The sequence below is a fragment of the Flavobacterium oncorhynchi genome (genome assembly GCF_002217355.1).
GTDB classification, from domain to species: Bacteria; Bacteroidota; Bacteroidia; order Flavobacteriales; family Flavobacteriaceae; genus Flavobacterium; species Flavobacterium oncorhynchi.
In genome coordinates, this window is sequence record NZ_MUHA01000030.1 from 35,246 (window position 1) to 47,697 (window position 12,452).

The 12,452-nt window shown below is 33.6% G+C and carries 9 protein-coding genes; 4 read left to right on the top strand and 5 right to left on the bottom strand.

The window, feature by feature from the left end; translation table 11 throughout:
• Positions 1-90: 90 nt before the first annotated feature.
• The gene (gene fahA, locus B0A75_RS18785) at positions 91-1,374 is read left to right on the top strand and encodes a fumarylacetoacetase (protein WP_089055799.1); all 1,284 of its coding nucleotides are present in this window, start codon (positions 91-93) and stop codon (positions 1,372-1,374) included.
• A 245-nt stretch (positions 1,375-1,619) separates the two neighbouring features.
• On the opposite strand, the gene B0A75_RS18790 is transcribed toward fahA, so the two are convergent.
• Positions 1,620-2,660, bottom strand: coding sequence for an agmatine deiminase family protein (locus B0A75_RS18790; protein ID WP_089055800.1), 1,041 nt, complete (start codon positions 2,658-2,660; stop codon positions 1,620-1,622).
• Positions 2,661-2,846: 186 nt separating this feature from the next.
• Between B0A75_RS18790 and B0A75_RS18795 the strand changes: the two genes are divergently transcribed.
• Entirely contained in the window at positions 2,847-4,367 is a 1,521-nt protein-coding gene (locus B0A75_RS18795) for a choice-of-anchor I family protein (protein WP_089055801.1), read from the top strand.
• Positions 4,368-4,568: 201 nt separating this feature from the next.
• Positions 4,569-5,831 carry an OmpA family protein gene (locus B0A75_RS18800; protein WP_089055802.1) on the top strand — a complete coding sequence of 421 codons (1,263 nt, stop codon included), beginning with the start codon at positions 4,569-4,571 and terminating at the stop codon, positions 5,829-5,831.
• A gap of 256 nt (positions 5,832-6,087) precedes the next feature.
• Here the strand turns inward: B0A75_RS18800 and B0A75_RS18805 are convergent, their stop codons facing one another.
• The 4 genes from B0A75_RS18805 to clpB all read right to left on the bottom strand — a co-directional run bounded on the left by B0A75_RS18805 (position 6,088) and on the right by clpB (position 11,808).
• Positions 6,088-6,978, bottom strand: coding sequence for a carbon-nitrogen hydrolase (locus B0A75_RS18805; protein ID WP_089055803.1), 891 nt, complete (start codon positions 6,976-6,978; stop codon positions 6,088-6,090).
• A 214-nt stretch (positions 6,979-7,192) separates the two neighbouring features.
• The gene (locus tag B0A75_RS18810) at positions 7,193-7,603 is read right to left on the bottom strand and encodes a hypothetical protein (protein WP_089055804.1); all 411 of its coding nucleotides are present in this window, start codon (positions 7,601-7,603) and stop codon (positions 7,193-7,195) included.
• A 334-nt stretch (positions 7,604-7,937) separates the two neighbouring features.
• The gene (locus B0A75_RS18815; RefSeq protein ID WP_089055805.1) at positions 7,938-8,819 is read right to left on the bottom strand and encodes a DUF808 domain-containing protein; all 882 of its coding nucleotides are present in this window, start codon (positions 8,817-8,819) and stop codon (positions 7,938-7,940) included.
• A 385-nt stretch (positions 8,820-9,204) separates the two neighbouring features.
• Positions 9,205-11,808: an ATP-dependent chaperone ClpB gene (gene clpB / locus B0A75_RS18820; protein ID WP_089055806.1), complete on the bottom strand. Its 2,604-nt coding sequence runs from the start codon at positions 11,806-11,808 to the stop codon at positions 9,205-9,207.
• A 204-nt stretch (positions 11,809-12,012) separates the two neighbouring features.
• Here clpB and ytxJ point away from each other — a divergent pair, with 204 nt between their 5' ends.
• Entirely contained in the window at positions 12,013-12,402 is a 390-nt protein-coding gene (gene ytxJ, locus B0A75_RS18825; protein WP_089055807.1) for a bacillithiol system redox-active protein YtxJ, read from the top strand.
• Positions 12,403-12,452 lie beyond the last annotated feature (50 nt).

The window sequence follows — 12,452 nt, forward strand, 5'->3', positions numbered from 1 at the left end:
TTCCTGCAAAAATACAAAAAAACGTTTGTGATACTGTTAGATTATGATATATTTGACAAGTAATTTTTCAACAAATAATTAACATTCAACATGCCAATAACCGCTAACGATACCAAAAGAAAATCATGGTTAGAAGTACCAGAAAATAGCGACTTTCCTATTCAAAACATTCCTTTCGGTGTATTTCTTACTAAAGAAAATGTTGTGACCGTAGGAACAAGAATTGGTGATTACGCTATAGATTTAGGGGCTTTACAACAATTGAACTATTTTGCAGGAATTGATTTGACTGACGATATGTTCATGCAAGATACGCTTAATGATTTTATTTCTGATGGAAAAAAAACATGGCGTTTAGTTCGAAATCGCATTGCCGAGATTTTCGACGAAACCAATCCACAACTTAGAGATTCAACAAAAGACAGAGATATTGTTATTTTTAACATCGATGATGTAGAAATGCAGCTTCCTGTTTTAATTGGTGATTATACTGACTTTTATTCGAGCAGAGAACACGCTACAAACGTAGGAAAACTGTTCCGCGACCCTGAAAATGCGCTTTTTCCAAACTGGCTGCATATCCCAGTAGGTTATCACGGAAGAAGCTCAACAATTGTTCCGTCAGGAATTCCAGTTCACAGACCAATGGGACAAACTTTGCCGGCAGGTGAAAAATATCCTGTTTTCGGTCCGTCTCGTTTAGTTGATTTTGAATTGGAAACTGCTTTTATTACAACTGATGTCAATGTAATGGGAGAAAACATTTCAACGTATGAAGCTGAAGATTATATTTTTGGTATGGTTTTACTAAATGACTGGAGTGCGCGTGATATCCAAAGATGGGAATATGTGCCGCTTGGGCCATTTTTAGCTAAAAACTTTGCAACTTCAATTTCTCCGTGGATTGTTACTATGGATGCTTTAGAGCCTTTTAGAACAAAAGGACCTAAACAAGACCCTACTCCGCTTCCATACTTACAAACAAAAGGAAAAAAAGCTTTTGATATTCATTTAGAAGTTTCAATAAAACCAGAAGAAAAGGAAGAAACTGTGGTTTCTAAATCTAATTTTAAATATTTGTACTGGTCAATGAGTCAGCAGTTAGCGCACCATACTTCAAACGGATGCCGCGTTAATTCGGGTGATATGATGGGTTCAGGAACTATTTCAGGACCAACTGATGATAGTTTTGGTTCTATGTTAGAATTGACTTGGGGAGGAAAAAATCCAGTTAAACTAAATGATGGCAGCGAACGTAAATTTATTGAAGATAATGACACAGTAATTATTCGCGGTTTCTGCGAGAGCAATGAAGTACGAATTGGATTTGGAGAAGTTTCAAGCCAATTATTACCTCCATTTATCAGACAATGAAGAGCAGATCAATCTGAAGAGATATAGAAATAGAAAAACCTTGGTGAGAGCCAAGGTTTTTTTATGTTTATTTATTTACATTTCAATCTCGCAAGAAGTGATGCTTTTTCTCATTTTTGTCATTTCGACGCAAGGAGAAATCTTCGCAAGTGACTCCGTAACAATAAGACAATCTTTGTGGAGCTTCTCGTGGAGATTTCTCCTTGCGTCGAAATGACAAATAGTATGTATTTGCTGCTATTTAATTAAGCAGGAATTTGCTGGCTTAAGCAATGTAAAGTTCCAAATCCCCAAATAAAATCAATACAGCTTATTCCGATTACTTCTCTATCAGGGAAACACTCAGCTAAAATATTTAAAGCCACGCGATCGTTGCTATCGTTAAATGTTGGTACTAAAACGCAATTATTTAAGATTAAGAAATTAGCATAACTTGCAGGTAATCTTAAATCTTCGAAATCTACACGTTTTGGCATTGGAAGCGCTACAATAACCGGCGATTTTCCGTTTTCTAATTTTGCATTTTGCAAACGTTTCAAATTATCCTGTAAAGGTTTGTAATTTGAATCGTTTTTATCTGTTTCTACAATAGTTACAATTGTATCTTCATTTACAAATCGGCATAAATCATCGATATGACCGTGAGTATCATCACCTTCGATTCCATCACCCAGCCAAATTACATTCGTAACACCTAAATATTCTTTAAAAACAGCTTCGTAATCTTCTTTTGTAAAACCTTGATTTCTTACCTGAATCGTAGGATGCATCAAGCATTCCTCAGAAGTAAGTAAAGTACCTTTTCCGTTTACATCTATTGCTCCGCCTTCTACGATTACTGGTTTACCTTTGTACATAACCTGAGTTAAAGGCACATCAATAAAATCAGCTACTTTACCAGGAACGAACTTATCTAATTGATAGTTTTTGTATTTCGCCCAGCCATTAAAATTAAAATTTAACGCTTCTCGTTTTGAACCATTTTTTACAATAATCGGTCCAGAATCACGCATCCAGCTTCTGTTGGTTTTATGAATGATAAAAGAAACATTTTTAATGTTTACACGAGCTCTTTCAAGCATATCAGCCACTTTTTCTTTTAATTTCTCGTCGGCAACAACCAAAAAAACAGTTTCAAATGTTGCCACTTTTTTTATAAATTCTACAAAAGCCCATTGAACAGCTTCATATTTTCCTGGCCAGTCATTACCATTATGAGGAAAACATAATACAATTCCTTGTTGTTTTTCCCATTCTGCTGGAAATCTTCTATTATTTGTTGACATAAAAAGGTTCTATTTTGAAAGAGTACAAAGATAAACATTCGTTAGGATTTTAAAACATTTGAATAGAAATGATCTGATATTTAATACTTATTGCCTTCTAAAAATTAAGTTAAAGATTAAATAATGAAGGCTTAATATACTGCCGAGATCAGCTAATTACATTTGGCGAAACTAAAAAACTAACAAATGAAAAAATTAAGTATCACATTATTAGCAGTATTAGCTCTTATGACAAGCTGTAATAACGATGAAAACTCAAAAAATGAAGAAAACGAAGTTGTTGCAAATGAAAACCCAGCAACTTTTAAAGAAATCGGCTCAATTACAATTGGCGGAGAAGCTGCTGCCGAAATTTCTGCGTACTGCGAAAAAACAAAAAAACTTTTTACAGTAAATAACAGCGGAACAAACCAAATTGATGTAATTGATTTGTCTGATCCAACTAAACCTGCGAAAATTGGAAAGATTGATTTAACTCCTTATGAAGGCGCGTCAAACAGCGTTTCTGTTTTTAATGGTAAACTTGCTGTTGCTTTAGAATCAACAACTAATAAACAAGGAAACGGAAAAGTTGTAATTTTTAACACAAGTGATTATAGCTTAATAAAACAAGTTACTGTTGGAGCTTTACCAGATATGATCACATTTTCTCCTGATGGAAAGTTTATTATGACGGCAAATGAAGGTGAACCAAATACAGATTATTCTCAAGATCCTAACGGAACAATCTCTATTATTGATACTAATACGTATACTGTTACAACCCTTGATTTCAGCTCATTCAGCGGTCAAGCTGCATCATTAGCTAAAGATGGATTTAGAATTTCTAAGTTTGCTAAGAGTTTTGCTCAGGACATTGAACCAGAATATATTACTATTTCTGATGATTCTAAAACGGCATGGGTAACTCTTCAAGAAAATAATGGTGTTGCAAAAGTAGATTTGACTTCAAAAACGATTACTGCGATCTATCCGTTAGGTTTAAAGGATTTTAACACTGCTGAAAATGCGATTGATGTAAGCGATAAAGATGATAAAATTGCTTTTAATCCGTGGAAAGTTAAAGGAATGTATATGCCAGATGCAATTAGTCATTTTTCAGCAAATAATGTTCCTTATTTTGTTACAGCGAATGAAGGAGATGCGAGAGAATATACGGCTTACTCAGATATTAAACGAATGAAAGATATGAAACTGGATGCTGCTGTTTTCCCAGATGCTGCAACTTTAAAATTAGAAACAAATTTAGGAAGACTTAATCTTGTTGCTGATATGGGTGATACTGATGGAGACGGCGATTTAGACCAAATGGTAAGTTTTGGCGCTCGCTCTTTCTCTATTTGGAATGGAAATACTGGAAAAATTGTTTACGACAGCAAAAATGATGTTGATAAAAAAACAAATGAATTTGGAACTTATGATGATAAACGAAGCGATGACAAAGGATCTGAGCCTGAAGCTGTAGTTGTGGCTAAAATGGGAAATCAGAACATTTTGTTCGTTGGACTTGAAAGATCAGATGCTTTTATGACTTATGATGTAACAAATCCCGCTTCACCGCAATATTTGCAAACGGTAAAAACTGGAGATGCTCCAGAAGGACTTTTATTTATACCAGCTTCAAAAAGTCCTAATAAAAGAAGTTTAGTAGTCGTAAGCAGCGAAGGCGATGGAACCCTAAAGATCTATCAGCCAGATCTTAAGTAGTCAATTTTAACAAAATTATTGAGAGGGTAAAATATTAATTTTACCCTCTTTTTTTATCAAAAATTGAGTTTTTATTAACTAATTTACATAATTAAATGCCAAAATATGGGAATTATGTAAGACCCAATAGAACACAATCTAAAACATGAAGCATAATTTTGTCAGGAGTTTAATAATAAAAACAACTAAATTTTTGATATCATGAAAAAGAAATTAGCTTCCTTATCACTTTTATTCTTAGCATTTGCTGCAAGTGCACAAAATATGGCTACGACCTCTGCACAGTCGACAGTTGATCAACCTGCTTATAACAAATGGTCCATCGAACTTAATGGCGGTGTTAACAAACCAACGCGAACAATGACTCCTGGTTATTCTACATCAACTTTAAATCCGTTTCATGCTGATTTAGGCGTTAGATATATGTTTAATCCAAAATTTGGTGTTAAACTGGATGTTGGATACGATCAGTTTACAGAACGTGACAATACTCCAAATTTTGAAAGCAGATATGTTAGAACAAGTTTACAAGGTGTTGTAAATATTGGACGAGCTTTAAATTTTGAAACGTGGACAAATACTATCGGAATATTAGCTCATGGTGGATTTGGTGTTTCGCAAATATGTACTGAAACTGGTTTTGGCGGTCAGGATTATATGGCGCACGGAATTGTTGGTTTAACGGGACAAATTAAAGTAAGCAACAGAGTGGCTTTGACTGGTGATCTTACAGGAATTGTAAACGGAAGACAAAACTGGAACTTTGACGGAATGGGTAATACTACAACAGGTTCATTTGATGGTGTTTTACTAAATGCCTCTGTAGGTTTGACATTTTATTTAGGTAAAAATGAAAAACATGCTGACTGGGTAAGCGAAGAAGATCGATACGGAAAATTAGAAAAAAGAGTAGACTTGATAGAGAGCGGTCTTTTGGACACGGACAAAGATGGTGTTGCCGATTTGTATGATTTAGAACCAAATTCTATTGCAGGTGTTGCTGTTAACACAAAAGGACAATCAATTGATACAAATCAAAATGGAGTACCTGATGAAATGGAAAGTTATTTAGACAAAACTTACGAAAAGAAAGGCAACGGAACTGCAACAAATAATACTGTTGAAGAATTAATTAACGGTGGTTATGTAAATGTTTACTTTGACTTCAATTCGTCTAAACCTACAAACGCTTCATTATCTGGTGTTGATTTCTTAGTGAAATACCTAAAAAACAATCCAGGAAAATCTGCAGATATTATTGGATACGCTGATGAAATTGGGAACACAAGTTACAATCAATCATTGTCTCAAAAAAGAGCTGAAGCTGTCAAAAAAGTTGTTGTTAATGCAGGTATTGATGCTTCTAGGCTAAATGTAATTGGTAATGGTGAAGACACTTCTGTAAATAAAAAATCAAAAGAAGCGCGTCAAATCGTGAGAAGAGTTACTTTCCAAGTGAAGTAATACATATAAAGCTAAAAACAAGAAAAGGAGCTGTTTCATTTTTGAAACAGCTCCTTTTATGTTATAAATAGATAAATTAAAAAAAAAGATTTTATTGTTTATCTAAAGCTACATTTATTAGGTTTAAAAAAGATGTCGCTCTGCTGGAGCTTTATACTGTAACCATTCATTCTTTGCTATTAATATTTCGCTTCTTAGAAGCAAAAAGGGCAAAATAATATTACTTTGCCCTTTTTTATATTTATGATAAATCTAATTATCTATCTATTGCTCTTTTTGTAATATCTCCGAAAGCATCAATTCTTCTATCTCTAAAGAATGGCCAGTTTTGACGAACATTTTCTTGTAAATCTAGATCAACTTCTGCAATTAGAATTTCTTCTTGATCGTGAGAAGCTTGTGCTAAAATTTCACCTTGCGGACCAGCAATGAATGATGCTCCCCAAAATTGAATTCCTTCCGTTCCTTCAATGTACTTTTCAAGACCAATTCTATTTGCTGCTGCAACAAAAACACCATTTGCTACTGCGTGACCTTTCATTACATTCATCCAAGCACCATATTGGTTTTCACCATATTGCTCTTTTTCTTTTGGATGCCACCCAATCGCCGTTGGATAAAATAGAACCTCTGCTCCTTTTAAAGCTGTAATACGCGCTGCTTCTGGGTACCATTGATCCCAACAGATTAAAGTTCCTACAGTTCCTTTTTTAGTTTCTATTGCTTGAAAACCTAAGTCTCCAGGTGTAAAGTAGAATTTCTCATAAAAATGCGGATCGTCTGGAATGTGCATTTTACGATATAAACCAGCTTCTGTGCCGTCAGTATCAATAATATAAGCGCTATTATGGTAAATACCTGCCATTCTCTTTTCGAAGAAAGGAACAATAATTACTACTCCTAATTCTTTTGCCAATTCGCTGAAAGCAATAAACGAAGTGCTGTAAAGTGGTTCTGCTAGTGCAAAATTATCTACATCTTCGCTTTGGCAGAAATAATGACTGCTATATAATTCTGGAAGTAAAATAACTTCTGCTCCTTTTCCGGCAGCATCTCTTACCCAGCTGATACATTTTTTAAGATTATTTTCGGCTACGTCATTCAAGTTTAATTGAATAACCGCTATTTTATACTTTCTTTTCGGCATGACATAAAATTTAGAGTGCAAAAATAGTAAATTTTAGAGGAATGGCAAACTAAGCGTAATTAGCATTCCCAGAAAACTACAATAAAACATTTAAACAAAAATGGGTTTTAGAAAGTTTATTTTAAACGAAAACCATTTTACAATTCTCTATTTATATTTTGAATAAAACAGATATTTGCAAAATGGTCTTCCAACCTATTTTTCTTATAAGAAACTACTCAATAACTACTTTCTTAGTCAAGAATTCAGTTTCAGATTTTTTGAATTTAATTTCAAAAGTTCCTTTTTCAGCTGATTTAAATTTATAAACCGTTTTCTTAGGATCTGGAACTTGTTGTGTACAAAGTCCTGATGGGTATTTTACATCTATCTGCAGACCTTTTACTTCACCAATTTTTGTCTCAGAAATTTTTACAAATTCACCGCAAGCATTATCCACAAGATAAGTTACATCATAACTTAGTTCGTCATTTACTTTTCCTTTTTCTGGACCGTTAATTTCTGTTGCAAATACCGCTTTTATGTTTTCTGGTGCTGTTGCTTTATCATCATCGTTACTGCATGAAACAAATGCTGTTGTTAAAAATAATACTACTAATGCTGATGTTAATCTAATACTTTTCATATAAAATAATAATTAATTGTTAATTACTATGAAGATGTATCAAAATTGAGATGGTTGCTTTTAAAGAATGTTAAAAAAAACAGCAAGCAAATAAATAACTAATAATCAACGACTTATTTTTAATAATAATTTTAAAAAATAACCATATTTTCTATTAAAAACCAAAATATCTCGAATAGCCCCGGTAGAAACGGCATCCTTTTTCTTGCTTCTTTAGCAAGAAAAAGATAAAGTGGATAACGGGACAAATGGTCTTAAAAAAAAGCTTAGAACTGCTCCAAAAAAAAAACATCAGCCTCTCGACTGATGTTTCTTATAATGAGTAATACTTCTACTATTTTTTCTTTTTAAAGATCAATTTAAAAAGATTAACAAAACCTAAAACGACAAGTCCTAGCGCTAATCCAATTACAAATTCTTTTATAATTAATGGAATATTAATCGTTTCTGATAAGTGATGAAAATATGGAATATAGTGCACAAAGATACCTCCGGCAACTAATAATAAAGCTATTGTACCTATTACCGTTAAACTTTTGATCACTAATGGAAGTCCTTTTACTAAAAGATTTCCAATGAATTTAGAGATACTTTTTTCTCCTTTGCTAAATTGGATAAGCTTGTATCCTGCTTCATCCATTCTAACAATTAAAGCAACAATACCATAAACTCCAATTGTTGCTACCAAAGCAATGATTGACGTTACAGCTATCTGTTGTGAAATTGGTTTTCCTATAACAGTTCCAAGCGCAATAATTACGATTTCGACAGATAGAATAAAATCGGTTACAATTGCTGATTTTATTTTACCTTTTTCGGCTTCTAAAATCTGTTCTTCTGTAAAAGTTTCTTCTGTAATTCCTTCAGATTCTTCATGACTGTGAGGAAAAATAAACTCGTAAATTTTTTCAGCACCTTCATAAGCTAAGAAAAGTCCGCCTAGAACAAGAATTACAATGATTGCAATAGGAAAAAATGCACTTAACAAAAATGCAATTGGCAAAATGATAATTTTGTTAAGCAATGATCCCTTACTGATTGCCCACAATACAGGAAGTTCTCTTGAAGAAGCAAACCCTGATGCTTTTTCTGCATTTACTGCTAAATCATCGCCTAAAATTCCTGCTGTTTTCTTTGCTGCAACTTTACTCATTACGGCTACATCATCCATAATTGCTGCAATATCGTCTAGTAATACGAAAAAACCTGATGCCATTATATTTGTTTTTGTTTAAATTTAGTTGTGCGAATCTAAGACTTTTTATGCTAATCTTAATGCTGTAAAATCACAATTAATTCCTAACTGCATTGTCCTAACAGCACCCAAATAATTATAAAAATAAATACAGTGCTAAAACATCCGCATCCTAGTTTCTTAGCTCCATAACCCGCAATTAATCCTCTAACTATATTATTCATATTTATCTTTTTTTAAGCTACTGTAAATTTGAGAATTAAAGATCAGATTGGTTTATACTACTTTAAAAAAAAGTTTCATTATTTTATGGACATAAAAAAAACACCAGCATTTCTGCTGGTGTTTTTCTGGTGAGTAAAAAGGCGCGCAACAGTGCGTCTCTACCTTATTTGCTGGTACTAAATTATTTTACTTCATGGGTTTGATTTCTAAAAACCAATTTTCCATCAAAAGCATCAATTAAAATAATACTGTCTGTTGTAATATTGTTTGCCAAAATTTCTTTCGACAATTGGTTCAGTACCTCTCTCTGAACGATACGTTTTACAGGTCTTGCTCCAAACTGAGGATCATATCCTTTTTCAGATAAGTAAGCAACAGCCTCTGGCGTAGCATCCATTGTGATACCTTGCAAGGCAAGCATTTTTGTAACACTCTTAAGCTGCAGACTTACAATTTTCGAAATATTATCTACTGTTAATGGCGTAAATAACACAATTTCATCAATACGGTTTATAAATTCCGGACGAACTGTTTGTTTCAATAAGCCTAAAACTTCAACTTTTGCAGCCTCAGTAGTATCTTCAATGCTTCCTTTTAAATTTTCAAATTTTTCTTGTATAATCTGACTTCCCATATTAGAAGTCATAATAATAATTGTGTTTTTAAAATCGGCAAGACGACCTTTATTATCTGTTAATCGCCCTTCATCTAAAACTTGCAATAAGATATTGAAAGTATCTGGATGTGCCTTTTCTATCTCATCTAATAAAACTACAGAATACGGTTTTCTACGAACAGCTTCTGTTAACTGACCACCTTCATCATAACCTACATATCCTGGAGGTGCACCAACCAAACGGCTTACACTGTGACGTTCTTGGTACTCGCTCATATCGATACGAGTCATAGCATTTTCATCGTCAAAAAGATATTCTGCCAATGCTTTTGCAAGTTCTGTTTTACCAACACCAGTTGTTCCTAAAAATAAGAATGTTCCAACTGGTTTTTTCAAATCTTGTAAACCTGCACGGCTTCTTCGAACGGCATCACTGACAGCTTCAATAGCCTCTTCTTGTCCTACAACACGTTTGTGCAGCTCGTCTTCAAGATGTAATAATTTTTCTCTTTCAGTTTGAAGCATCTTCATTACAGGAATTCCTGTCCATTTTGCTACAACTTCGGCAATATCTTCTCTTGTCACTTCTTCTTTAATTAAAGAAGTTCCTGATTGAAATTCTTGTAGTTGTTTTTGCAGTGCTTCAAGACGTTCTTGAGCTTCTTTTATTTTTCCGTAACGTATTTCAGCCACTTTACCATAATCACCATCACGTTCTGCACGTTCTGCTTCATATTTAAAATCTTCAATTTCTAATTTTACAGCTTGAATTCCGTCAACAATATCTTTTTCAGATTTCCATCTTGCATAGATTTCGTTACGTTCTTCTTTTAAATTTGCCAAATCCATGCGAAGGATTTTCAGCTTACTTTCTTCTTTCTCACGTTTTATCGCTTCAATTTCGATTTCAAGCTGCATAATTTTACGATCCAAAACATCTAATTCCTCAGGTTTTGAATTAATTTCCATACGCAGTTTTGACGCCGCTTCGTCCATTAAGTCAATAGCTTTATCTGGTAAGAAACGGTTTGTAATATAACGCTGCGAAAGTTCAACTGCCGCAATAATAGCTTCGTCTTTAATTTGAACTTTATGATGCGTTTCGTACTTTTCTTTAATACCACGTAAAATTGAAACTGCACTTTCGGTATCTGGCTCATCAATTAATACCTTTTGGAAACGTCTTTCTAAAGCTTTATCTTTTTCAAAATACTTTTGATATTCATCTAAAGTAGTTGCTCCAATAGCTCTTAATTCACCACGAGCCAAGGCTGGTTTCAAGATATTAGCCGCATCCATTGCGCCTTCTCCTCCACCGGCACCTACAAGTGTATGAATCTCATCGATAAATAAAACGATATCACCTTCGGCAGACGTAACTTCTTTTACTACCGATTTCAAACGCTCTTCAAATTCTCCTTTAAACTTAGCTCCTGCAATCAAAGCTCCCATATCCAATGAGAAAACGATTTTATCTTTTAAGTTTTCAGGAACGTCTCCGTCAACAATTCTGTGTGCTAAACCTTCGGCAATTGCAGTTTTACCAACTCCAGGTTCACCAATCAACATTGGATTGTTTTTCGTTCTACGAGTTAAAATCTGCAATACACGTCGAATTTCTTCATCGCGTCCAATAACAGGATCTAATTTTCCTGTACGAGCTAATTCGTTTAAGTTCTTTGCGTATTTATTTAATGAATTATAAGTTTCTTCGGCAGATGCAGATGTTACTCTTTCGCCTTTACGAAGTTCTTCGATAGCGGCTTTTAAGCCTTTACCTGTAACGCCTTGATCTTTTAGTATTTGTGAAACTTTGCTTTTTGAGTCGAAAATAGCTAAGATTAAATGCTCAATCGAAACATACTCGTCGTTCATTTTTTGTGCTATAATTTCGGCTTCATTCAAAGCTTTATTTGCGTCTCTAGAAAGCAGAATATCGCCTCCTGAAACTTTTGGGAAACTCTGAATTGTGCTGTCTAATATTTGTAAAAACAACGGCACATTTACATTGAGTTTTTTCAGAATAAACGGTGCAACATTTTCATCTACTTCAAAAATAGCTTTAAAAATGTGTTCGTTTTCTATTTGCTGCTGACCATTTCGTTGTGCCAACTGTTGTGACAGCTGAATGGCTTCCTGCGATTTAATTGTAAATTTGTTTATGTTCATATTTTTTCGATTTGATTGATTTATTTGCTTGATTTTCAATAGGATTAAAGTTACAATTTATTAAGTTACATTTTTAACTCAAATAATTTAACTTTGCATTTTAACAAACAAATTATATTCCATAGTAACAAAACAGACAAAACGGCATTAAAAACAGTAAAACCGTCAATTTTAAATGCCAAAAAGTCATAAAATAAGCCAAATATGAGTTTTTTAAATTCAATCTTCGGAAGTTCAGAGAACTCAGAAGCTTCAAAAAGTAAAATAAACTGGACAGAATTAACAGACATTCTTCAATTATTGGAGATCGAAGCTATCTCAAATGAAAAACCAGTAGTTATTTTTAAGCATAGCACAAGATGCAGTATCAGCCGTATGGCTTTGAAACAATTTGAAAAAGAATTTGATCTTGAAAATGTAGTAGATGCATATTTTCTTGATTTGATAGCCCATCGCGATATATCAAATGAAATTGCTAGCAGATTTGGTGTTTATCACGAATCTCCACAATTGATTTTAATCAAAAACGGAAAAGCAGTTTACGATGTTTCGCACAGTGATATTGATGCTGAAGCTTTGAAAAGTAAAGTATAGTTTTTTTTTGCCGCGAATTACACAAATTTACACCAATTAATTAGTGAAAA